The organism is Butyrivibrio sp. AD3002, from assembly GCF_000420905.1.
Classification (GTDB): domain Bacteria; phylum Bacillota; class Clostridia; order Lachnospirales; family Lachnospiraceae; genus Butyrivibrio.
Genome location: NZ_ATVV01000001.1, coordinates 262102 through 287679, shown reverse-complemented (window position 1 = coordinate 287679; position 25578 = coordinate 262102). Strand labels below are relative to the sequence as shown.

The following is a 25578-nucleotide window of genomic DNA, read 5'->3' as shown; positions in this document are numbered from 1 at the left end:
AAATGGAAAATAACGATAGAATTACATTTCGCGGTGCATTAATGCACTTTAAAACCATAACTAAACACAGACATATCGTTAGGCGTAACTGTTTTAAAATGGGGCTTTATTTTCAGGGACTTACTCATGATTTATCGAAGTATTCTCCCTCTGAGTTCTGGAATGGTGCAAGATATTATCAGGGAACTCGTTCTCCAAATACTAGAGAGCGCGAACTGTTTGGATACTCAAGAACCTGGCTTCATCACAAGGGCAGGAATAAGCATCATTTTGAGTACTGGATCGATTTTTTTAAAATGGGCGGTCCGGATAGCGACGGAATAGTTCCGTGTCCCATGCCCAATAAGTATGTTGCTGAGATGATTGCCGACAGAGTTGCGGCATGCATGACATACAGAGGTGCAGAGTATGATTCGTGGGATGCTTGGAAATATTATCAAAAAGAGAAACCGGTACTGAAAAAGCTTGTACATCCGGATACGCTCAATAAGCTTGAATTCTTCCTGGATATGTTGGGAAATCAGGGAGAAGCAGCGACTTTTAAATACATAAAGGAAATATTCCTTACCGGAAAGGACAAAGGCCGCTGGGAAAGAGAATTAGAGGAGAGTTTGAATTGAACAATATATATGAACTTATAAAAAATAAACCTGAGGATCTGATAGAAAGATTCATCCGTTATACAAAAATTGATACCCAGTCTGATGAACATACAAATGTACATCCATCAACACCGGGGCAACACGATCTTGCAAAGCTTTTATATAATGAGCTTACTGAATTAGGTGCTTCTGACGTTTATTACGATCAGAAGTATTGCTATGTTTATGCAACAATTCCTGCTACAAACGGTAAAAAGGATGAATCTCCGATTATCGGATTTATTGCTCATATGGATACTTCTGATGCTGTAAGCGGCAAAGATGTAAAGGCTCGAATTGTAAAAGGATATGAAGGTGGCGACATAAAGCTTTCCGATGACGGAAAATATATTCTTTCTCCGAAGGATTTTCCTATTTTGACATCAAAAAAAGGAGAGGATCTGATAGTTACGGATGGAAGTACACTTCTTGGAGCTGACGATAAGGCCGGCATTGCCGAAATTATGACAATGGTCGAGACTCTTCTTAAAAATCCCGAGATACCTCACGGAGAGATAAAAATAGCATTTACACCCGATGAGGAAATAGGCGAAGGAACCGATAATTTTGATCTTGACAGGTTTGGGGCTCAGTTCGCCTATACGGTGGATGGCGGAGATCTTGGAACATTGGAATACGAGAATTTTAATGCTGCAGAGGTTGAACTAATTATAAACGGAAGAAGTGTTCATCCCGGTGATGCAAAGAATCGTATGCTAAACGCAACATTAATTGCATATGAATTCCAGTCAATGCTTCCGGTATCACAAAATCCCATGTATACAGAAGGAAGAGAAGGATTTTTCCATCTGACAATGATGAAAGGAACCTGCGAAAAAGCAGTTGTTTATTACATTGTACGTGATCATGACATGGCAAAATTTACGAAAAAGAAGGAACTTGTAAAAAGTATAGTGGATTTTCTCAATAATAAATATGGAGAAGGCACTGTAGAGCTTACTATGGAAGATTCATATTATAATATGATTGAGAAGATTAAGCCTCATATGCATTTGGTGGAAAATGCCAAGGCAGCTATGGAAGCTCTGGGAGTTGTTCCTGTAGAGGTGCCTATAAGAGGCGGTACCGACGGCGCAATGCTTTCTTATAAAGGCTTGCCCTGTCCTAATCTTTGTACAGGTGGGTATAACTACCATGGCCGATATGAGTTTGCAGTAGTAAGTGAAATGAGAAAAACTGTGGATATTATCCTTGAGATTTGCGGGATTTATGGAGATTTTAAGATTTGAAAAACGAAAATACATTACTTCATTCAGAAGCTGCCGGAAATGCCGGTGATGAAACAAAAAGACAGTTTGAATTTATGGAAAAGGTAAAGCAGAAGGTCGAAGAGCTTTCAAAGGAACTTGGAAGAAAGCCTACGGCCTGTGTTGTGACCTTTGGCTGTCAGATGAACGCGAGAGATTCCGAGAAGCTTATCGGAGTGCTCACCAAAATCGGCTACGAACAGGTGGAATCGGAGGATGCTGATTTTGTTATCTATAACACCTGTACCGTTCGTGATAATGCAGACCAGAGAGTGTTCGGAAGACTTGGATATGTCGGCGGAATAAAGAAGAAAAAGCCCTGGATGAAGATTGCGCTTTGTGGCTGTATGATGCAGGAGCAGGGAGCGATTGAGAAGATTCAAAAGAGCTACAGACATGTTGATCTGATTTTCGGTACTCATAACATTTTTAAGTTTGCCGAGCTCCTCAATACTATGTTTGAGTCCGACAGAATGATAATAGATATCTGGAAGGATACAGATCAGATAGTTGAGGATCTTCCCATTGTACGTAAGTACAAATTCAAATCCGGAATCAATATCATGTTTGGCTGCAATAATTTTTGCACCTACTGCATAGTTCCATATGTCCGCGGCAGAGAGAGATCAAGAAATCCCAGAGACATTATAAGGGAGATTGAATATCTCGCTTCCGATGGAGTGAAGGAGATTATGCTTCTTGGACAAAACGTAAATTCTTACGGAAAAGGTCTTCCCGAAGGTGAGCAGATCAGTTTTGCCGAGTTACTTTCGGAGGTTTGTAAGGTTGATGGTATAGAGAGGGTTCGCTTTATGACATCACATCCAAAGGATCTTTCCGATGATCTTATCAAGGTTATTGCTGAAAATGAGAAGGTGGCAAGACATATACATCTGCCTCTTCAATCCGGATCTGATGAAATATTAAAAAAGATGAACAGACACTATACAAAGGAGAGCTTCCTTTCTCTTGTAGATAAGATCAAGGCAGCTATACCCGATGTTTCAATTACAACTGATATTATTGTCGGTTTTCCCGGTGAAACTGACAGCGATGTAGATGAAACTATCGATGTTGTTAAAAAAGCAGCTTTTGATAATGCTTTTACATTTATTTATTCCAAGAGAACAGGTACTCCCGCTGCGGGATGGGAACAGGTACCGGAATCAGTCAGCAAGCCCAATTTTGACAGGCTGCTGAAGGTGGTTCAGGAGACAGCCAAAGAGCGTGCATCACGCTTTACAGGTCAGACGCATCGGGTTCTTGTTGAAGAGATCAACGAACAGGACTCTTCACTTGTCACAGGGCGTATGTCAAATAATACGCTGGTTCATTTCCCCGGAGATGAATCAATGATAGGTGAATTTCTGGATGTAGATCTTGAAGAATGCCATGGCTTTTATTACACAGGAAAAGTTCATGCATAAAGCGAGCTTTGAAGTATACGGGAGAGAAAGTTGAAAATTGATTTTGAAAAACTAAGTCCTATGATGCAGAATTATATTCGCACCAAGGATGAATATAAAGACTGTATATTATTCTACAGACTTGGGGATTTTTATGAGATGTTCTTTGAGGATGCAAAAGTTGCATCCAAAGAGCTTGAACTTACACTTACTGGAAAAGCCTGCGGACTTGAGGAGAGAGCTCCCATGTGCGGAGTTCCTCATCATGCTGTAGACAGCTATTTGAGTAAGCTTGTAAACAGAGGATATAAGGTCGCAATATGCGAGCAGCTCGAGGATCCGAAGGAAGCAAAGGGTATCGTGAAAAGAGATGTAACAAGGGTTGTTACTCCCGGTACCAATCTTAATATGCAGGCTCTTGACGAATCAAAGAACAACTATCTGATGTGTGTTTTTTATTCGGATGATAAAAGTGGTATTGCTTTTGCCGATGTTACTACAGGAGATTTTTATCTTACCGAAGTGGATCAGCTTAAGGACATCCTTGATGAAATTCAGAAGTATCAACCCTCAGAGCTTATCTGTAATGATGCCTTTCTTGTAAGCGGGGTTGATATAGAGAACCTGAAGGACAGAAGTAATCTGGTAATCAATCCTCTAGATCCCAGATATTTTGATGAGGAAACGGATAAGCAGGTGCTTATGAAGCACTTTAAGGTGGGTTCTCTTTCAGGACTCGGAATTACGGACTTTCCCAGCGGCATATTATCCGCAGGGGCAATTTTGAAATATCTTACAGAGCTTCAAAAGGATGATCTTTCAAATATAATTCATATTTATCCTTATCTTACGAGTAAATACATGCTTCTTGATTCTTCTACAAGAAGAAATCTCGAGCTTATTGAAACAATGAGAGATAAGCAGAAGAGAGGAACGCTCCTTTGGGTTCTTGATAAGACCAAGACTGCTATGGGTGCCAGAATGCTGCGCAGCTTTATAGAGCAGCCTCTGATAGATGTTGAAGATATTATCGGAAGACAGAACGCTGTAGAAGCTTTGCTTAAAAATACGATTTCAAGGGATGAGCTTAGAGAGTATCTGGGTCCTATATATGATATGGAACGTCTGATGGCGAAGATTAATTACCATACCGCAAATCCCAGAGATCTTTTGGCGTTTAGAAATTCCCTTAAAATGCTACCCGCGATCAGGATTGTTCTTGAGGAATTGAAAGACACGGCTTCTCTTGCCGAAGTTTACGAGCAGATAGATGATCTGCAGGATATATATGAACTAATAGACAAGGCGATTATCGAAGAACCACCGCTTGCAATAAAAGAAGGTGGCATAATAAAAGACGGTTTTGACAGCGATATTGATCATTTCAGAAAAGCTAGTACAGAAGGTAAACAGTGGCTTTCTGATCTTGAGGCAAAAGAACGCGAAAAACTTGATATTAAAAATCTCAGAATAAAATACAGCAATGTTTTCGGGTATTCCTTTGAGGTCACTAATTCCTTTAAAGATAAGGTACCGGATTATTTTATAAGAAAGCAGACACTTACAAATTGTGAGAGATACACAACGCCTGAACTGAAAGAGCTTGAGGACACAATTTTAAATGCTCAGGATAAACTCAATAATCTTGAGTATGAGATGTTTTGTAAGATAAGAGATTCAATATCGCTTGAAATAGAGAGAATACAAAGTACAGCAAAGGGAATAGCTCTTCTTGATGTATATTGTTCCCTGGCTTATGTGGCTGAAAGAAATCATTATGTCAAGCCGGAGCTAAATGATAAAGGAACATTGAAGATTACGGGAGGAAGACATCCTGTAATCGAGCAGATGCTTGACAGAAGCGATCTGTTTATTTCGAACGATACATTTCTCGATGATAAAAAGCACGCTGTTGCGATAATTACCGGCCCCAATATGGCAGGTAAATCAACATTTATGAGACAGACTGCTCTCATCGTACTGATGGCTCAGATTGGAAGCTTTGTTCCTGCTGAGTCTGCGCAGATAGGTGTCGTGGACCGTATTTTTACAAGAGTCGGTGCATCCGATGATCTTGGAAGCGGTCAGAGTACTTTTATGGTGGAGATGAATGAAGTTGCTAATATACTTAGAAATGCCACTTCAAAGTCACTTCTTATCCTTGATGAGATAGGAAGAGGTACTTCAACATATGATGGTTTGTCCATCGCCTGGGCTGTCATAGAGCATATAAGTAACAGGAAATTGCTTGGAGCCAGAACCTTATTTGCAACACATTATCACGAGCTTACAGAGCTTGAAGGAAAAATCGGCAATGTAAATAATTACTGCATCGCAGTAAAAGAAAAGGGCGATGACATTGTTTTCCTTCACAAGATTATAAAAGGCGGCGCTGATAAGAGCTATGGTATTCAGGTTGCCCGCCTTGCAGGTATCCCCGATATGGTAATAGACAGGGCAAAGGCTATTGCCGAAGAACTTTCCGACAATGATATAACGGATAAGGTTCAGGGGATTGAGATTAATCAAAAAAATGACAGAAGAAATACGGTAAAACATTATGATTCTGTTGACCTTTCTCAGATGTCACTTTTTGATACTGTTAAAGATGAAGATGTTATAAAGGAATTACAGGAGATTGATATTTCAAATCTTACGCCTATGGATGCCTTAAATACGTTATATAAGCTTCAAAACGAACTGAAAAACAGATGGAAAGGCTTTGCAGGAGACGTGACAAATGGCTAAAATTTTTGAGCTTGATCAGAATACCATAGACCAGATTGCAGCAGGAGAAGTTGTTGAAAGACCTTCAAGCGTAGTAAAAGAGCTTGTTGAAAATGCTATCGATTCAGGTGCTACGTCTATAACAGTGGAAATACATGACGGCGGAACCAAGATGATAAGGGTTACTGACAACGGCTGTGGTATAGACAAAAGTGAAATAAGAAATGCTTTTAAGAGACATGCAACCAGTAAACTCATGAGCATTGATGATATTTACAGGCTGAAATCATTGGGATTTCGTGGTGAAGCTCTCTCGAGTATAGCTGCTGTTTCACAGACAGAGCTCATCACAAAAACTGAAAATGAGTTGATAGGCACAAGGTATTGTGTCAGCGGAGGAAATGAAGAATCTATTGAAGAGATCGGAGCTCCAACAGGTACTACTATTATTGTAAGGGATTTGTTTTTTAATACGCCTGCCAGAAAAAAATTCCTTAAAACAAATCAGACCGAAGGATCCTATGTGGGAGATCTTATGGAACATCTCGCTATGGACAATCCCTCGATTTCATTTCATTTTATAAATAACAGAGATGATAGGTTTACCACCTCGGGAAACGGCGACCTCAAGGAAATTATTTACAGGATATTCGGACGTGATGTGGCAATGTGTCTGGTGCCTATTTCCATAACAGAAGGCGATTATACCATTGAAGGGTATCTGGGGGAGCCGGCCCTTAACAGATCAAACAGAAATTTTGAAAACTTTTTTGTAAACGGTAGATATATTAAGGATAAGATTATTTCCAAAGCTCTTGAGGAGGGCTATAAGGAATATCTTATGCAGCATAAGTTTCCTTTCTGCGTGGTTCATATACGTATGCGCTCTGAACTTGTTGATGTGAATGTCCATCCTTCAAAAATGGAAGTGAGATTCAGCAATCAGCCGGCAGTATATGAGTTTATAATAAAAAGCGTGGCGGTAACTCTTCATGAGCATGAGATGATTCCCGAAGTTTTACGTGATGAAAGGGAAGAAAAAGCTTCTGAAGCAAAAGCTGCAGCAACACCGGTTCCGAATAAAAATATTTCCGAAAAGAAAGCTGTTGAAGAAAAAGTTCCGGAGCCGTTTGAACAAAGCAGGTTATCTGAGGATAAAAAGCTCAAGGAGGATGAGCCCGTTTTTGCAGAGGGGATATCTCCCGAACCCGTTGTTATCGAAGATAATATGAAATCGCCTGTATGGACCAGGGTTTTTGGCGATCATACTCCGCCCAAATCTGAAGAAGACTCAAAAGCAGCAGGCCCCATTATAAAGAGCTCGGATGCAGTAATTGTTGAAAAAGGCATACAGCTTGATCTTTTTGATGAGAAGATACTGACCAAAGACAACAGGAATGAGTATACGATACTCGGTCAGATTTTTGATACATACTGGATAATTGCATTCAAGGATAAAATGTTTATTGTCGATCAGCATGCAGCTCATGAGAAGGTTAACTATGAGCGCATGATCAAGAGATATGAGAAGAAAGAGACAGTTTCTCAGCTTGTACAGCCGCCTATCATAGTATCACTCACAACGCAGGAGATAGATGTTTTTGAAAAGTATCATTCTTCTTTTGAAAAACTCGGATTTAATATAGAGCCCTTTGGTGGGCATGATTATGCGATCCGTGAGGTGCCTGTGGATATATATGGCTGCGAAAATGAGAAGGAGATGTTTACCGAGATACTTGATGAGCTCGCTACTGATAATAATCTTGACAGGACACCGGACGTAATTAATTACAAGATTGCGAGTATGGCATGTAAAGCTTCTGTAAAAGGAAATATGAAAATTTCCCGAATGGAGATGGAAAAGCTTATTGATGAGCTTTTGACACTTGATAATCCATATAACTGTCCGCATGGAAGACCAACGATTATTTCCATGAGCAAGTATGAGATTGAAAAGAAGTTTAAGAGAGTAGTTGATTGATGAAAAGACTTGTAATACTGACAGGTCCGACAGCTGTCGGCAAAACAAAAATATCTATAGAACTTGCCAAACAGCTGGGTGGCGAGATCATATCCGCGGATTCCATGCAGGTTTATAAGGATATGAACATCGGTACGGATAAGATATCAAAAGAGGCAATGCAGGGGATTCCTCATCATCTTATAGATTTTCTTGATCCTGCAGAGGATTTCAATGTTTTTGAATTTCAGAAGCTTGCAAAAGAAGCTATAGAGGATATCACAAACAGAGGAAAGCTTCCGATAATTGTTGGAGGTACGGGGTTTTATATTCAGTCTGTTCTTTATGATATCGATTTTTCCAATAATCATGATAGTGATGAGCTAAAGGCGTTTAAGCAGGAGCTGTCTGAATTGGCCCAGGCACCCGAAGGGGTTCATAAACTCTATGAAATGTTAAAGGAAACAGACCCCGAATATGCCAAAGATCTTCATGAGAATAATGTGAAACGCGTTATGAGAGCACTTTGTTTTAATAAGGAAACAGGTATGAAAATCTCCGAACATAACGAAGATCAAAGAGCCAAATCATCACCTTATGATTTTTTCTATTTTGTTCTTACTGACGATAGGGAGATTCTCTATGACAGAATTGAAAAGAGAATCGATAAGATGATGGAAGAAGGTCTTATAGATGAGGTGAAAGCGCTTAAGGAGAAAAATATAGACAGAAAAGCCACATCTATGCAGGCACTTGGTTATAGAGAAATCCTTTCATATCTTGACAATGAGGTTACAAAAGAACGTGCGGTAGAACTATTAAAGCGAAATACAAGACATTTTGCAAAGAGACAGTTGACCTGGTTTAGACGTGAAAAAGATGTATCCTGGGTTGACAAATCCGAGTTTAGGCGCGATGATATGGAAATTGCCAGTGAATTAGTTAGAAGGATTAAAGAAAGATGGAACATATAAATTTGAAAAGTATGTATGAAAGCATGGGCATCCCTTCGGATGTCTATGATTTTTGCGATAAAATCTGGAATGATTTAAAGCCTCGCTTTGAAAAGATCAGGGAAGTATCTGATTTTAATCAGGCTAAGGTTTTGAAAGCAATGCAGGATAATAAGGTTTCGGAAGCCTGTCTCCTCGGAACGACAGGTTACGGCTATAATGACATTGGAAGAGATAAGCTTGAAGCTGTATATGCATCGGTTTTCCATACAGAGGATGCTCTGGTAAGACCGCAGATTACATGCGGAACCCATGCGCTTGCTCTTGCACTAATGAGTAACCTTCGTCCGGGCGATGAGCTTTTGTCTCCTGTTGGAAAACCTTACGATACTCTGGAAGAGGTTATAGGCATACGACCGTCAAAAGGATCTCTTGCAGAATATGGAGTAAGTTACAGCCAGGTTGACCTTTTGCCTGATGGATCATTCGATTTTGATGGGATAAAAAAAGCCATTAATGAAAAAACTAAGCTTGTAACTATTCAGAGAAGTAAGGGATATCAGACAAGACCGACACTTTCTGTTGAAAGAATCGGTGAGCTTATCAGCTTCATAAAAGACATAAAAAAAGATGTTATATGCATGGTTGATAATTGCTATGGTGAATTTGTGGAAACGATTGAGCCAACGGATGTAGGTGCAGATATGATTGTCGGATCACTTATTAAGAATCCGGGCGGCGGACTTGCTCCGATAGGAGGCTATATAGCAGGAAAGAGCGAATGCGTTGAAAATGCCGCATACAGACTTACTTCTCCGGGCCTTGGCAAGGAGGTTGGAGCTTCTCTTGGCATACTTCCACAGTTCTACCAGGGATTGTTCCTTGCACCGAATGTTACTGCAAATGCTCTTATGGGTGCTATTTTTGCGGCAAACATTTATGAAAAGCTTGGTTTTTCAGTTCTACCGAATAGTACTGAAGAGCGCTATGACATAATTCAGGCAATTACATTTGGAAAACCCGAACTGCTTACCTCTTTCTGTGAGGGAATACAGGCTGCAGCGCCGGTAGATTCATATGTTACACCGGAGCCCTGGGATATGCCCGGTTATGATTCACAGGTAATAATGGCTGCAGGTGCTTTTGTTTCCGGCAGTTCAATTGAGCTTTCGGCTGATGGACCGCTTCGTGAACCCTACAGTGTATATTTTCAGGGTGGACTCACCTGGCAACATGTCAAATACGGCATTATGAAGACTTTGGCGGTCATGTATGAGAAGGGACTTGTCAAAATCTGAAAAATACTACATTTTATAGAAGCAACGTTGTTGCTCACTTCTCAAATTGTGGTATAATCATTTGAGGTCTGATTATTTTTCATATTAATGTGCCCGAAGAAGCATTGGTATGAAATAATGGATAATAAAAAATCAATAAGTAAAATGCTGAATGAAGATGACGGTATTAAAAGTATGCTTCCATATGAGAGATTTCTGGAAAAAGGTCCGGAATCACTTACGGATGCAGAGCTTTTGGCGATAATTATCAGAACCGGCACTTCACAGCGAACACCAATGGAAATTGGCAATTATGTGCTCTCAATGTGTGAGAAGTACGGGAAAGGGATTTCGGGAATAAGATATCTGACCATGAAGGACCTCTTGCAGATCCCGGGAATAGGTCATGTTAAAGCTGTAAAGCTTATGTGTATTGCTGAGATTTCAAACAGAATTGCCAGGAGCAAGGCGAAGATGCGCCTTGATTTTAACGATCCGGGAACTGTGGCCGGTTATTATATGGAAAAAATGTGTAACTTCAGACGTGAACATTCAGTAGTAGCCTGTCTCAATAACCAGAATGAACTCATTTGTGAGTTTGAACTCTCGGTTGGTACGGTTAATTCCGCGCCGCTGTCACCAAGAGAAGTCTTTATATACGCAATCAAAAATAATGCGGTTAAGATTATTCTTTTGCATAATCATCCGGGAGGGGATCCGACTCCTTCATATTCGGATATTAAGCTTACGGAAGAGTTAAAAGAAGCAGGTATCCTTTTGGATATTAAGCTTTTGGATCATATTATTATCGGTGATCACACATATTTCAGTTTTACAGAAAATAATGTTATGTAATTTAGGAGGCTTATATTTTGGGCAACAATACTTTTGGTATCGATCTTGGAACAAGCAATATCAAAATCTACAATAAGGCAACAGATGCTGTAACTGTAGAGAAGAATCTTATTGCAGTTGAGAATAAGACATCAATTCTTGCTTACGGTGATTCTGCATATGATATGTATGAGAAGGCACCGAGTAATATTAAGATTTCTTATCCTTTAAGTAACGGTGTTATTGCTGACATTGAACACATGAAGACTCTTGTAAAGCTCTTTATCACTGATCAGATGAAGGGTGCACTTAAGCCTGTAGATGTTTATATAGCTGTTCCTAAGGATGTGACAGAAGTAGAAAGACGTGCTTTTCATGACCTTATAAGAGAGTCAGGTGTAAAAGCCAAGAAGATCATGATGGTTAAAAAGCCTGTGGCAGACGGACTCGGAATGGGTGTTGATGTCATGAATTCACAGGGTGTACTTGTAGTTAATGTAGGCTATGATACAACCGAGATTTCCATCCTTTCACTTAAGGGCATTGTTATCAGTAAGCTGATCAAGGTTGGCGGTAAGAAATTTGACGATGCCATCAGAAATGTAATCCGTAAAGAGTTCTCACTTATTATCGGTGAGAAGACTTCAGAAAATATAAAGATGTCACTTAAGGATCTTGAGAAGGCAGGTGAAGATGCAGTAGTTTACGGAAGAGATATCGTAACAGGCCTTCCGGTTGAGAGATCAATTCCTACAGATCTTTTAGATCAGTCACTGATTGAGAGCTTTGATCAGATTCTTGACAATATTAAGGCTACACTTGAGCGCACGCCTCCGGAGCTTGCCGCAGATATCTTCAAGAACGGCTTATATCTTACAGGTGGTGCTTCACAGGTATGCCACCTTGCACAGAGACTGTCAAACGGTGTCGGACTTAATGTAAACCTTGCGGAGAATCCGCTCAGTTCCGTTGCCATAGGTCTCGGTAAGATTATTAAGGATGATCAGTATAAGGCTCTTGCTTACTCAGTTGAAGAGGATGTATAAATGAGTCCTATCATTAAAAGAGGGGGAGATAAATTTACACTTCCAAGTAAATATCTCCTCTTTATTTTAACAATTTTATGTGTTGGACTTATCATAATTACGTTCAATACTAATGTTTTTAATCGTTCAGTTAACTCCTTTGCCGGAACAGCTGTTATTCCTTTTCAAAAAGGTATTTCTACTGTAGGCGTCTGGATGAAGAGTACTGCTGACAATCTTGAAAGTATACGAGCTCTTCAGAAGGAAAACCAGGATCTGAAATCCCAGATCGAGCAGCTTACAATTGAGAATACCCATCTTGAGCAGGATAAATATGAACTGATAAAGCTGCGCGAATTGTATGAACTTGATGCACAGTATTCCGATTATAAAAAAATCGGAGCAAGAATAATAGCTAAGGATGCCGGCAACTGGTATCATTCCTTTGTTATTGATAAGGGATCTGATGTAGGCGTTGAAGTTGACATGAATGTAATTGCCGGCGGCGGTCTAGTCGGTAGAGTTACCGATGTTGGTCCTGACTGGGCTAAGGTTCAGACCATTATTGCTGATAATTCTTCTGTCAGTTGTACGGTTCTTTCGGCATCTGAAAATCTTATCGCTACAGGAGACCTTGAGTTATATAACGAAGGTCAGATTGCTTTTTCCAAGCTTGTTGACGAGGCTGACAAGGTCAGTGTCGGTGATAAGGTAGTTACTTCAAATATCAGTGATAAATACCTGCCCGGAGTTTTGGTCGGATATATCTCTACAATAGAAGAAGATTCAAATAATCTGACAAAATCCGGTAAGATTACGCCGGTAGTTCAATTTGAATACATGAATGAAGTTCTTGTTGTCATGGAACTGAAAAATACCGGGGAATAATATTGTTTTTATGCGAAGATTATTATTTATTTTTTTATCTATTTTAATAAGCTTCATAATGCAGACAACCGTATTCAGGGTGTTGGATTTCAGTGGAATTGTACCTAATCTGATGATCATCCTGACTTCCTCTTATGCTTTCATGCGTGGGGATAAGAGTGGAATGGTTGTTGGTATGTTCTGTGGATTGTTGGTGGATATTTTCTTTGGTACCTATCTGGGCTTTTATGCTCTTATCTATATGTATATAGGTTTTATTATCGGGAAGTTCAATAAGATATTTTTCCCCGAAAATATTCTCCTTCCTTTGGCACTAATAGTTTCTTCGGACTTTTTGTTCGGATTTATCTGTTACGTGCTTCTGTTTATGTTCAGAAACAAATTCAATATTACATATTACACAATAAACGTGATTTTGCCCGAGGTTGTATATACAGCTTTGGTGGCAGTATTTATTTATCCTGTTCTTATCAAGATAAATTCCTATCTGGAAGATATTGAACAAAGGAGCGCAAAGAAATTTGTTTAGTAAGATAAAGGAAGTTTTTGTCAATTTCATAACGTCACGTCTTGTCATGATATCGGCCCTGATGATACTTGCGTCTGCAGGGCTTATTTACAGACTTTTCTTTTTGCAAATCGTAAAAGGTGAAACCTACCAGGATTCATTTCAGTTAAAGATTATGAAAGAAAAGTCTATTTCTGCGGCCAGAGGTAATATCTACGACCGAAACGGCAATCTTCTTGCATATAATCAGCTTTCAAATTCTGTTATGATCGAGGATGTATATGAATCGGGTTCAGGTAAAAACGCTGCAATCAATGAGACGATAAATAAGACAATCGATATCGTCGAAAAAGACGGTGATACCGTTGATACTGATTTCAATATTCAACTGAGCAGTTCAAATAATTTTGAGTTTACTGTAGAAGATAAGGCTCTGCTACGTTTTCTTGCTGATGTGTACGGCAGAACAAGCACAAATGATTTAAAATACGAAGAAAGGTCCAAGACAGCAAGTGAGGTAGTGGACGATCTTTGTACTAAATTCGGTATAGGTGATTATTCTGAACCTGGAAATAAGAAGAGTTTTGTTCCCGGAATGGGTTATACCAAAGACAGGATGCTCAAGGTTATAGTCGTAAGATATAAGATGTACTCTAATAGCTATCAGAAGTATATTAATACGACCATTGCAACGAGTGTCAGCGATAAGACAGTTGCGGATATCATGGAGAATGCAAATATCCTTGAGGGTGTATCCATTGAAGAAAATACAGCCCGTGTATATGTTGATTCTGAGTATTTTTCTCAGATTATCGGTTATACCGGAAAGGTTTCCGACACTGAACTTGCTGAATTACAGGCTGTAAATCCGTCTTATAATTCAAATGACACAGTCGGTAAATCAGGAATTGAGCAGTCAATGGAACATGTACTGCAGGGTACAAAGGGTAGTGAGACAGTATATGTAGATAACACAGGTAAGGTTATAGAAACCAGTAGTTATATAGATTCGACTGCAGGAAGTGATGTATATCTGACCATTGATAAAGATCTGCAGGAAGCATGCTACAACATAATCGAGCAATCGCTTGCCGGCATTTTGATTTCCAAGATTCAAAATATCAAATTCTTTACTATGAGTGAAAATCAAAAGGCCAGTGAAATACAGATACCGATATATGATGTATATTTTGCGCTTTTTGATAACCATGTAATAAATTTAAAGCATATGGAAAGCTCTGAAGCCGGGCCTTCAGAGATGTCAGTTCATGAGAGCTTTTTGACCAAAAAAAAGCAGGTAAACGAAGGCCTAAGAAGTGAGTTTACGGAACTGAACACTCCGTATAATCAGCTTACGAAGGAGTATCAGGTTTACATGAGTTATATAGCAAATAAGCTATATAATAATGGGGTTATTGATTCCGAAAAGGTCGATAAGGAAGATAAAACTTATGTAGCATGGACTACAGAAGAAACAATTTCGCTTTCGGATTATATCAGATACTGCATTTCAGCAAACTGGATCGATGTAACGGTTCTTGATCTTGAGAGCCAGTATGTGGATTCGCAGGAGATCTTTAACACTATTGTAGAATATATTTTCAATGATATTTCTGAGGATGATGAGTTTAATAAAAAGCTTTACAAGTATCTTCTTCAGGATGATCTGATAAGCGGAAATGCTGTTTGCAATATACTGCTTGAGCAGGGAGTAGTAGAGCTACCTGAAGAAGAGCTTTCGCAGTGGCTTGCGGGCTCAGAATCTCCGTATACTTTTATGGTAAACAGAATATCAAACCTGGATATTACTCCCGCACAGCTGGCACTTGATCCATGTACCGGATCAATGGTTGTTACGGATGTTAATAACGGAGATGTTTTGGCTCTTGTGTCATATCCCGGATATGATAATAATAAAATGGCTAACGGCGTTGATTCAGAGTATTACGCAAAGCTTAGAAGCGATCAGTCTTCACCGCTTCTTAATTATGCAACGATGCAAAGAACCGCGCCCGGTTCTACCTTTAAGATGGTATCGGCAACGGCAGGTCTGATGGAGGGAGTCATAGATTTAGGCTCCACAATCACCTGTACCGGTGTATTTGATAAGCTTGATAATACAAATCCCGCACACTGCTGGATTTATCCGGCATCACACGGGTCACTCGATGTTACCGGAGGAATAAGAAATTCCTGTAACGCTTTCTTTTTTGAGGTCGGTTACAGACTTAGTCTTGTGGGCGAAAACTATAAATCCGAAGTGGGTCTTGAAAAGCTTGCTAAATATGCAGATCTCTATGGTTTAAGTGAGACTACCGGCATTGAGATTACTGAATATGATCCGATTGTTTCCGACATTGACTCGACTCGTTCCGCAATCGGTCAGGGTACCAACTCATTTACAACAGTAGGTCTTGCAAGATATATAACCGCTGTTGCCAATAGCGGTACATGTTATAACCTTACTCTGGTTAAGAAGACTTCTGATTCAAACGGAAATCTTCTTGAAGAGCATGGAGCGACTGTAAGAAATCATATAGATATGGATTCTTCTTTCTGGAATGCCATACACATGGGCATGCGTCAGGTTGTAGAGGACAAGCCTTATTTTGATGATCTGGCAGTAAATGTTGCAGGTAAGACGGGTACTGCCGAGGAATCAAAGAAACGAGCAAACCATGCACTTTTTGTATGCTATGCTCCTTATGAGAAGCCTGAAATATCCATAGCTACCAGAATAGCTTTCGGATATTCTTCAAGTTATGCCGCTCAGATAACCAAGAAGGCTCTTGCATATTACTTCGGGCTTGCACAGCCGGAAGAGGTGCAGAGCGGAACAGCGCAAGAATTGCAAGGTGGAGAAGCAAATGCGGACTGAGACATTTTTGGAAAAACTAAAAAGCTATCATATATTTGATTATGATTTTAAGCTTGTTATGATGCTTATAGCACTTTCCTGCATAGGCGTAATGGCTGTGGGAAGTGCGGATCCATCTTATAAAAAGAAGCAGATTGTGGGTATAGTTTTGGGGGTATTTATGATGATTTTCATATCCCTGCTTGATTACATTTTTATTTGTAAGTTTTATGCAATTTACTATATCCTGAATCTGGTTGTTTTATCACTGGTGTTTACACCTTTGAGCCATTCAGTAAAAGGTGCTACAAGATGGATTACTGTACTTGGAGTACAGTTTCAGCCCTCTGAAGCATCCAAAATATTATTGATTTTATTTTTTTCAGCGTTCATAATGAAATATAAGGATAAAGTCAAAAAGATATACTTTATTTTTATTTGTCTTGGGCTTTTGGCACCGCCGCTTATCATGATTGTACTGCAGCCTGATCTTTCCACGACAATTATGTTAACAGTTATTATTTGTTGCATATTGTTCTCAGCCGGCATAAATATAAAATTTGTGATAACGGTTCTTGCTATTTCAATTCCGACAGCCTTACTTGTTATTTTTGATGCGCTTGCGGATAAGAGTGTGATTTTGCGTGATTATCAGCAAAGGCGTGTTTTGGCGTGGCTTCATCCGGAAGATTTTGCTTCATCGGATGCTTATCAGACCCTTAATTCTATTATGGCTATAGGCTCCGGTCAGCTATTAGGAAAAGGTTACAACACAAACGAGATTAGTTCTGTTTTGAACGGCGGTTTCGTTTCCGAGTCTCAGACGGACTTTATTTTTACTGTAGTCGGAGAAGAATTCGGGTTTATAGGTGGATGTGCGGTTATTGTTTTGATTCTTCTTATTGCTCTTGAATGCATGGTTATAGCTGGTAGAGCAAAGGATCTAACAGGGCAGCTTATAGCTACAGGTATGGGGGCCTGGATAGGATTTCAGGGATTTCTTAATATTGGTGTTGCTACAGGAGCACTACCGAATACAGGAATTCCGCTGCCTTTTGTCAGCGCAGGACTAACATCTATTGTCAGCTGCTTTGCGGGTATGGGGTTTGTACTTAATGTACGACTGCAAGGCAAAAAATACTTTTAAGTTGGGGAAGGGGATTACCAATGAATATTGCTTTTATAGCTCATGATGCAAAAAAGAAATTAATGCAGAACTTCTGTATTGCTTACAGAGGTATTTTATCCAAGCATGATCTTTATGCGACTGGAACTACGGGAAGACTTATTGAAGAGGTCACAAATCTGAATATACACAAATATCTGGCAGGACATCTTGGCGGATCTCAGCAGATTGGCGCTGCAATTGAAGCAAACGAGATAGATCTTGTTGTTTTCCTTCGTGATCCTCTTACACAGAAGGTTCATGAGCCTGATGTAAATAATGTAATGAGATTATGTGATATGCATAATATTCCGATTGCAACAAACCTTGCTACAGCTGAATTATTAATCAAATCTTTGGACAGAGGAGATCTTGAGTGGCGTGAGATGTATAAATAAATTGAAGAGACATTTTAGCATGCTTTGTATTGCGCTTGTTTTTTCTGTTTTTTTATGCGGTTGTGCTGACAAAGAGTATGCTTTTCCATATAAAATTGCATCAACTGAGTATAATGAATTCGGAGTTGTTGTCATGAAGAGCTTTGCCGCTGATCTCTGTGTCGCAAACGGAGATATTGGTGATTCGCTTACATTAAGCGATAATACCTGCTGCGGTCTTTTTGATTTGAACAATAAAAAGACTTTGTATTGCAAAAATGCACAGCTTCAGATTGATCCTGCATCACTGACAAAGGTGATGACTGCGATAGTTGCTCTTAAAAACGGTTCTCTTGATCAACTTTTAATTGCTGATTCTGATGTATATGTAACTGAGGATGGCGCTCAAAAGGTTAACCTTAAAGAAGGTGATTCCATGACTTTGGAGCAGGCTCTTCATTTACTTCTTATTTATTCGGCAAATGATATAGCGATGCTCATTGCAAAGAATATCTCCGGCAGCGTGGATGCTTTTGTTGAACAGATGAATGCCGAGGCTAAGGCAATCGGTGCAACTCATACTCATTTTATGAATCCCAACGGATTAACTGCCGATGATCATTATACATGTGTATATGACATGTATCTTATGTTCAATGAAGCATTAAAGTACGACAAATTTAATGAAATTATCAGAATGTCGGCATATTCTACGCAGTACAACCAGGCTTCCGGTGATCTCAAGGATATTGAGGTAAAAAATACGAACGGCTATATCAACGGTAATTATGAGATGCCTGCCGGAATTACTGTTCTTGGGGGAAAGACAGGAACTACAAATGCCGCGGGTCATTGCCTGATTCAGCTTGCTTCGGATACCTCCGGAAATAATTATATTGCTGTAATTATGCGTGCAGAGGACACCGAAACACTTTATCGTGAAATGTCTGATTTGTTATTGCAGATAACGGGTGCGTAAATTATAATATTATTATTAAAAGAGATAAGCGTTTTAGATAATACCTAAAGCGGTAAAATCGAACATTTCCGAGCCTTATCTCAAAAAAAATAACACACACTGGAGGGTATGGATATGGTTCAATTAATTGTTGGGAATAAGGGAAAGGGCAAGACAAAATGCCTGTTGAACAAGGTCAATACCGAGGTTAAGAACATTTTAGGTAATGTTGTATTTCTTGACAGAAATACAAAGCACATGTTTGAACTTAACAACAAAGTTCGCCTTATTGTAGTTCCGGAATTTATGATTGAGAATTCAGACGAATTTATCGGTTTCGTCAGCGGCGTGATTTCACAGGATCACGATCTTCAGCAAATGTATTTTGATGGTTTCCTCAACATTGCTTGTCTTGAAGGAAAAGATATCACCCCTACAATTGAAAAGCTCGAGCGTTTGAGTGAGAAATTCAATGTTGATTTCGTACTCAGTGTTTCAATGGATGAATCTGAGCTTCCTGAAAGTGTAAAATCAAAGGTTGCAATGGCGCTCTGATTATAAATTTAGAATAGGATATCGATAAGTCGCGGCATTGTCGCGACTTATCTTTAGTTTAAAATATGGTAAAAAAGAAGAAGAACAAGATAACACGATATCCTTCTTTTCTGCATATAAATGTCGGGATTATATTCTTTGCATTTATGATGGTATATGTTGTTATCTGTGTTTTCAGTTATTTCAGTAAAAAGCATATTGTCGGATATGAAGTAAGAGAAGGCTCTCTTTCCTCAAATAATATCTACGAAGCTGTAGCACTTCGGCAGGAAAAGGTTGTTGAAGCATCGAATGCAGGTTATGTAAATTATTTTGCTACAGAGGGTCAAAGGGTTGCAGTTGGAAATCTTGTATACACAGTTGATGAATCGGGCGACCTTCTTGAGTACCTTAAAACTCAGGGTACTGAGCAGGCAGCACTTTCCGATGATGATTTAAGTGAACTTCGTTCTCAGATAGTCAGCTATAGTGAGGACTTTGATCCAAGATCATTTTCCACTGTGTATGATTTTAAGAGTAGCCTTGATGGTACCGTTCAAAAGCTGGCTAGTGCCAGTGTTCTTCAAAGTATTGAATCACTTAGCGGAAATGCATCGGCCTTGAATAGTATTAATTACTGCTATTCATCGGATACCGGAATAGTTCAGTATTATATTGATGGCTATGAAAATATTGGGCTTGCAGATCTAAGTAAGGACCTTATGGATAGCACGAAATATGAGAGAAAGCAGCTAATAAGTAATTCTCTTGTCGGTGTTGGGGATCCTGCTTTTAAGCTTTCGACAAATGAAGACTGGATGATAGCTATCAATGAGAATGACCTGGATAAGGTAAAGGCTCTCGCGGAAAGAGAATATGTTAAGGTCAGATTTTTAAAAAATCAGGATGAAGTGTGGGGGAAGGTATCCTATGTAACAAATGATGCAGGTGACACTTTTGTCGGACTTTCATTCACAAACTCGATGATTACTTTTTCAAAAGACAGATTCCTTAATGTTGAGCTGATTACGGAAGAGGAAAAAGGACTTAAAATTCCAAATTCATCAATAGCAGAAAAAAGCTTTTTTGTTATACCGAAGGAATATGTATCCAAAGGTGTTAATAATACTTCGACTGTACTGAGAGATAAGTATGATGAAAACGGTAAGGAATCACCTGAAGTTATAGAGATTGAACTCTATAATGAGAATGATGAAGCTTATTATGTTGATGACGATGTACTTAGAGCCGGAGATTTACTCATTAAGTCGGATTCTCAGGAGAAGTTTACTATCAGTACAAAGGACACGCTTGTTGGCGTATATAATATCAATAAAGGTTATGCTGATTTCAGACAGATAAGTATACTTTATCAAAATGAGGAATATGCTATCGTAAAATCAAATACAAATTATGGATTAAACGTTTATGATTATATTGTTCTGGATGCCTCGACAGTTAAAGGAGACGTTAAGAACCTTGACACTTCGAGCGAAAACTAGCATAATATAATAGTTGTATATATGTATCTATTAATAGGTAATAATTATACCAAATTAGTTACATAGAATTATTTGGGGATTAGGAGTATATCACATGAGTGTAATGGATAAGTTTTTGTCAGCTATGAAGCTGAATGGGGATGATGAAAGTGGTTACTACGATCAGGATGATGATGCTTATTATGATAGCCCGATAGAGCCTATACATAAAGCTAGCTCTTTAGGTAAAGATGATCCTTCAATCGAGATAAATGAGGAGAGACTTACAAAGAAACCTGTTGCTGCACCAAGACCTGTTCCATCAAGAAACAGAGGTGTTGGCGGCATGGAGGTATGTGTTGTTAAACCCACCTCTATAGAGGATGCACGTGAGATTACAGAGACCCTCCTTAATAATCGTACTGTTGTACTTAACCTTGAGGGAATAGATGTTGAACTTGCGCAGAGAATTATTGATTTTACTTCAGGTTCTTGTTTTGCAATAAACGGTAATCTTCAGAAGATTTCCAGATATATATTTATTGTTACACCTGCAAGTGTAGATATATCGGGTGATTTTCAGGATATATTAGGTGGAGCTTATGAGGGCTCACTTGGTAGCATCGGACCTCAGCAGATGTAATTTTATAAATGATTTTTTGAGGCAGAAGCTTTTTGCTTCTGCCTTTTTGTGAGGACTTAAGTATGTCAGAAGTTTTGAATGTACAATATAATAATGAACCATGTTATGACATAGTTTTGGATGACAGCTTTGAAGGATTGGCTGAACGAATATCAGGGCTTGGTTTTTCCGGAAGAAAGATTGCTATAATAACTGATACAAATGTTGAGAAGCTATATGCAGAACAGATAAAGGAGTGCCTGGAGACAGTTTCTCCTACAACAGTTGTATATGCCATTCCGGCAGGTGAAGAGAACAAAAATCTTTCAGAGATTGAAAAAATATATCAGGTACTTATTGATAACCATTTTGACAGGCATGATCTTATAGTTGCCCTTGGAGGCGGTGTTGTAGGCGATATGGTCGGATACACTGCTGCAACGTATCTCAGGGGTATTGCGTTTATCCAGATTCCTACAACGCTTCTTGCTCAGACGGACAGTAGCATAGGCGGTAAGACAGGAGTTGATTTTAAAGGCTATAAAAATATGGTGGGCGCTTTCTATATGCCTAAACTTGTATATATGAACGTCAGCGTTCTTAATTCTTTACCCGGTGAGCAGTTTGCTTCGGGATTTGCAGAGGTTATGAAGCATGGTCTGATAAAAGACTCCGATTTCTACATGTGGTTAATAGATAACATGTATGAGATAGAGGAAAAAGATCCTGAAACGCTCATGTCTATGATCAAAAAGAGCTGTTCAATTAAGAGAGCTGTGGTTGAAAAAGACCCTACTGAAAAAGGTGATAGAACACTTCTTAATTTTGGACATACAATTGGCCATGCTATAGAAAAATATAAGGACTTTACACTTTTTCATGGAGAATGCGTAGCACTTGGCTGTGTGGCTGCAGCTTTTATTTCCTGGAAGAGGCAGATGCTTTCGATGGAAGAGTATTATGAGATAAGAGACATGTTTGTTCCGTTTGGACTCCCCATTTCAGTAACTGATATTGATGCTGAAAAAGTTATTGAACTCATGCATTCTGATAAAAAAGCAGATGGAAATACAATTAAATTTATCCTTTTGAAAAAAGTTGGAAAAGCTGTCATTGATCCATCTGTTACAGATGATGAGGTTAGAGAAGCATTAAAGGAAATTACCTGGACGGACGACTTTGAATAATATTTGGAGCATTTTATGAATAAGATTACTACAAGAAAAAAAATATGCCTTATTGTTGATTTGATATCAATGATTCTTCTTGTTGCACTTGACCAGTTTACGAAATTTCTTGCGGTCGAAAAGTTGCAGGGGAAGGAATCCTTTGTAATTATAAAAGGGGTACTTGAACTTACATTTTTGAAGAATCATGGTGCCGCTTTCGGAATTCTGCAGAACCAAAAAATATTTTTTGTTATGATTGCGGTAATGATAATTTTGGTTATAGGATATGTTCTTTTTCAGCTTCCCCTTGAAAAGAAATATACTATACTACAGATAATACTGGTAATGATTGCAAGTGGCGCTGCCGGGAATATGATTGACAGAATTAGAAATGAGTATGTTGTTGATTTTATTTCGTTTGTGATCATTAATTTCCCTATTTTTAATGTGGCTGATATATATGTCACTGTTTCCACTATTTTATTTATTATTCTTTTCCTGTTTTATTATAAGGAGAAGGACTTTGATTTTCTTAGCTTTAAACAGCAGAAAAAGTACAGGGAGTTAAAATGACGGATACTTTTGATAAAGAAAACAGAGTAAAATACGTGGCCGGAGAGGATAATGACGGAGAGAGAGTTGATAAGGTTATGAGCTCTCTCTCTGATTCTATGTCCAGAAGTTATATCCAAAAACTCATAAAGGATCAGAAAGTTTTTGTCAACGGAAAACCTGTGAAAGCAAGTTTTTCTGTATCTGAGGGTGATATACTTGAAATGGAGATTCCAAAGTCCATTATTCCCGATATTGAGCCGGAAAACATACCGCTTGAAATAATATATGAAGACAAGGACGTTCTTGTTGTAAATAAACCGAAAGATATGGTTGTTCATCCTGCAGCCGGACACTATACAGGGACTCTTGTTAATGCACTTATGTATTACCTTGGAGATGATCTTTCCGGAATTAACGGCGTGATGAGACCCGGTATTGTTCACAGAATAGATAAGGATACTACGGGATCTGTAATAATATGCAAAAATGATATTGCGCACAGGGCTATTGCTGATCAATTAAAAGAACACAGCATCAATCGTGTATATCATGCTTTGTGTCACGGGATTATTAAAGATGATGAGGGGACAATCACAGGTAATATAGGAAGATCTGTATCTGACCGAAAAAAGATGAGTATAGTACCTGAGGGACAGGGAAAAACAGCAGTTACTCATTATAAAGTTTTAAAGCGTTTTGAAAAGGACAAAATGACATATGTTGAATGTCATCTTGAAACAGGAAGAACTCATCAGATAAGGGTTCATATGGCGCATATAGGACACCCTTTATTGGGAGATACTGTATATGGGCCATCCTTTAAAAGCAAATTCAAGCTTCAGGGACAATGTCTTCATGCTAAAACACTTGGATTCAAGCATCCTGTGTCCGGAGATTATATTGAAACCGATGCGCCATTGCCGGATTATTTTCAGCATCTGCTTGAAATATTAAGCTGAATTTCCCACTTTTTTCTTAATTACAGGCATACAATTATGGTATAATGTATTCAAATATATGAAATCTTTTAAATGGAGGTTTTATTATGAATACAATCATAACAATAGGCAGACAATTTGGTTCAGGCGGACGTGAAATTGGTGGAAAGGTAGCTGAACGCTTCGGTATTAAGTGTTATGATAAAGAACTTTTGACCAGAGCGGCTTCTGAGAGTGGCTTTGCGCAGGAAATGATTCAGGATCACGATGAGAGGCCGACCACATCATTCCTATATAATCTTGTCATGGATACGTATTCATTTGGATATAATTCCTCCAGTTTTGTTGACATGCCTATCAGCCATAAGATTTTTCTTGCACAATTTGATACCATCAAGAAAATTGCTGACGAAGGCCCTTGCGTAATTGTTGGAAGATGTGCCGATTATGCGCTTTCGGAGTATAAAAACGTTTTAAATATCTTTATACACGGTGATGAGGATGATAAGATTGCCCGTCTGATGGAGCGATATCCGGATGTTACCAATAAAGATAAAGCACTCGAGATGATGCTAAAAAAAGATAAACAGAGACAGAGTTACTATAATTATTATTCCTCAAAGAAATGGGGAAGATCCGATACTTATGATCTTACAATAAACAGCAGCGTTCTGGGTATAGATGGCACAGTTGATCTGATTTGTCAGTTTGTTGAGGATTTTGAAAACAGAGACTAACCGGTTTAATCTTATTTTACAGACTTAAGAAAGGATTAAAGGAGCAGACTTTTTGCTGTTTGCTCCTTTTTGATATCAAAATATGGCTTACAATTTTTTCGCTATTATCTCCAGGATGAAATATATCGAAAGATGGGCGCTTATGCGTAACTCAAGGCAGGAGAATCTATGCGAACACTCCCTTGAAGTTGCTATGATTGCGCATGCTCTTTGCGTTATTGGAAATGTAAGATATGGAAGAAATCTAAATGCGGAGAAGGCGGCTCTGATAGGGCTTTATCATGATGCTTCGGAGATTATTACCGGTGATATGCCGACTCCGGTAAAATATTACAATGAAGAGCTTAAGACCGCATATAAACAGGTAGAAGCAATTGCTGATGTGCAGCTCTTACATAAGCTTCCTGAAGACCTCCAGCCATCATTTGAGAAGATATTTAAAACTCAGGAAGGCGAAGATGAGCTTTATATGAGAAAGCTTGTAAAAGCCGCAGATAAACTATCTGCATTTATTAAATGTATTGAGGAAAAGAATGCGGGTAACAGTGAATTCAGGACGGCTGAAAAGAGCACACTGAAATCTCTGAATAAATTAAAAAGAGAATTACCGGAGGTCTTGGACTTCATGGATGATTTCCTCGAGCCTTATGGTAAAACGCTTGATGAGCTTTCATAATTGTATAATATTCATCAATATA

Annotated in this window: 23 protein-coding genes; all 23 read left to right on the top strand. The window is 38.8% G+C overall.

What is annotated here, in order from left to right; all coding sequences use genetic code 11:
• Positions 1–2: 2 nt before the first annotated feature.
• Positions 3–620: a DUF5662 family protein gene (locus tag G596_RS20455; protein ID WP_022760008.1), complete on the top strand. Its 618-nt coding sequence runs from the start codon at positions 3–5 to the stop codon at positions 618–620.
• Complete coding sequence (pepT, locus tag G596_RS0101235) at positions 617–1891, top strand: peptidase T (protein ID WP_022760007.1); 1275 nt, start codon at positions 617–619, stop codon at positions 1889–1891. The genes G596_RS20455 and pepT overlap by 4 nt, the downstream gene beginning before the upstream one ends.
• Complete coding sequence (gene miaB, locus G596_RS20450; RefSeq protein ID WP_022760006.1) at positions 1888–3336, top strand: tRNA (N6-isopentenyl adenosine(37)-C2)-methylthiotransferase MiaB; 1449 nt, start codon at positions 1888–1890, stop codon at positions 3334–3336. The genes pepT and miaB overlap by 4 nt, the downstream gene beginning before the upstream one ends.
• Positions 3337–3396: 60 nt before the next feature.
• A complete protein-coding gene (gene mutS / locus G596_RS0101225) occupies positions 3397–6063 on the top strand; it encodes a DNA mismatch repair protein MutS (protein ID WP_026497487.1) in 2667 nt (888 codons plus the stop codon).
• Complete coding sequence (gene mutL / locus G596_RS0101220; RefSeq protein ID WP_022760004.1) at positions 6056–8023, top strand: DNA mismatch repair endonuclease MutL; 1968 nt, start codon at positions 6056–6058, stop codon at positions 8021–8023. Before mutS ends, mutL begins: the two co-directional genes overlap by 8 nt.
• Entirely contained in the window at positions 8023–8976 is a 954-nt protein-coding gene (miaA, locus tag G596_RS0101215; protein ID WP_022760003.1) for a tRNA (adenosine(37)-N6)-dimethylallyltransferase MiaA, read from the top strand. The genes mutL and miaA overlap by 1 nt, the downstream gene beginning before the upstream one ends.
• Complete coding sequence (locus G596_RS0101210; protein WP_022760002.1) at positions 8964–10253, top strand: methionine gamma-lyase family protein; 1290 nt, start codon at positions 8964–8966, stop codon at positions 10251–10253. The genes miaA and G596_RS0101210 overlap by 13 nt, the downstream gene beginning before the upstream one ends.
• Before the next feature lie 117 nt (positions 10254–10370).
• Positions 10371–11087, top strand: a complete 717-nt coding sequence (gene radC / locus G596_RS0101205) for a RadC family protein (RefSeq protein ID WP_044927663.1) — start codon at positions 10371–10373, stop codon at positions 11085–11087.
• Positions 11088–11104: 17 nt separating this feature from the next.
• Entirely contained in the window at positions 11105–12112 is a 1008-nt protein-coding gene (mreB, locus tag G596_RS0101200; protein ID WP_022760000.1) for a rod shape-determining protein, read from the top strand.
• The gene (gene mreC, locus G596_RS0101195) at positions 12113–12979 is read left to right on the top strand and encodes a rod shape-determining protein MreC (protein WP_022759999.1); all 867 of its coding nucleotides are present in this window, start codon (positions 12113–12115) and stop codon (positions 12977–12979) included.
• Positions 12980–12989: 10 nt separating this feature from the next.
• Entirely contained in the window at positions 12990–13508 is a 519-nt protein-coding gene (mreD, locus tag G596_RS0101190; protein WP_022759998.1) for a rod shape-determining protein MreD, read from the top strand.
• Positions 13501–16365 (top strand): penicillin-binding transpeptidase domain-containing protein, encoded by a 2865-nt coding sequence (locus tag G596_RS0101185; RefSeq protein ID WP_022759997.1) that lies wholly within the window; start codon positions 13501–13503, stop codon positions 16363–16365. The genes mreD and G596_RS0101185 overlap by 8 nt, the downstream gene beginning before the upstream one ends.
• Positions 16355–17491, top strand: coding sequence for an FtsW/RodA/SpoVE family cell cycle protein (locus G596_RS0101180; RefSeq protein ID WP_022759996.1), 1137 nt, complete (start codon positions 16355–16357; stop codon positions 17489–17491). The genes G596_RS0101185 and G596_RS0101180 overlap by 11 nt, the downstream gene beginning before the upstream one ends.
• A gap of 20 nt (positions 17492–17511) precedes the next feature.
• Complete coding sequence (mgsA, locus tag G596_RS0101175; protein ID WP_022759995.1) at positions 17512–17907, top strand: methylglyoxal synthase; 396 nt, start codon at positions 17512–17514, stop codon at positions 17905–17907.
• Between the two features lie 19 nt (positions 17908–17926).
• Positions 17927–18865, top strand: coding sequence for a D-alanyl-D-alanine carboxypeptidase family protein (locus G596_RS0101170; RefSeq protein ID WP_022759994.1), 939 nt, complete (start codon positions 17927–17929; stop codon positions 18863–18865).
• Positions 18866–18979: 114 nt separating this feature from the next.
• Positions 18980–19399: a hypothetical protein gene (locus G596_RS0101165; RefSeq protein ID WP_022759993.1), complete on the top strand. Its 420-nt coding sequence runs from the start codon at positions 18980–18982 to the stop codon at positions 19397–19399.
• Positions 19400–19464: 65 nt separating this feature from the next.
• Positions 19465–20880 (top strand): HlyD family efflux transporter periplasmic adaptor subunit, encoded by a 1416-nt coding sequence (locus G596_RS0101160; protein ID WP_022759992.1) that lies wholly within the window; start codon positions 19465–19467, stop codon positions 20878–20880.
• A gap of 94 nt (positions 20881–20974) precedes the next feature.
• On the top strand, positions 20975–21502 hold the full coding sequence (locus tag G596_RS0101155; protein ID WP_022759991.1) for a cell division protein SepF: 528 nt from the start codon (positions 20975–20977) through the stop codon (positions 21500–21502).
• Positions 21503–21564: 62 nt separating this feature from the next.
• The gene (aroB, locus tag G596_RS0101150; RefSeq protein ID WP_022759990.1) at positions 21565–22668 is read left to right on the top strand and encodes a 3-dehydroquinate synthase; all 1104 of its coding nucleotides are present in this window, start codon (positions 21565–21567) and stop codon (positions 22666–22668) included.
• Between the two features lie 15 nt (positions 22669–22683).
• The gene (lspA, locus tag G596_RS0101145; RefSeq protein WP_022759989.1) at positions 22684–23223 is read left to right on the top strand and encodes a signal peptidase II; all 540 of its coding nucleotides are present in this window, start codon (positions 22684–22686) and stop codon (positions 23221–23223) included.
• On the top strand, positions 23220–24164 hold the full coding sequence (locus tag G596_RS0101140) for an RluA family pseudouridine synthase (protein ID WP_022759988.1): 945 nt from the start codon (positions 23220–23222) through the stop codon (positions 24162–24164). The genes lspA and G596_RS0101140 overlap by 4 nt, the downstream gene beginning before the upstream one ends.
• A gap of 86 nt (positions 24165–24250) precedes the next feature.
• Positions 24251–24880, top strand: coding sequence for a cytidylate kinase-like family protein (locus tag G596_RS0101135; protein ID WP_022759987.1), 630 nt, complete (start codon positions 24251–24253; stop codon positions 24878–24880).
• Positions 24881–24962: 82 nt separating this feature from the next.
• Positions 24963–25556, top strand: coding sequence for a 5'-deoxynucleotidase (gene yfbR, locus G596_RS0101130; protein ID WP_022759986.1), 594 nt, complete (start codon positions 24963–24965; stop codon positions 25554–25556).
• Positions 25557–25578: the final 22 nt, after the last annotated feature.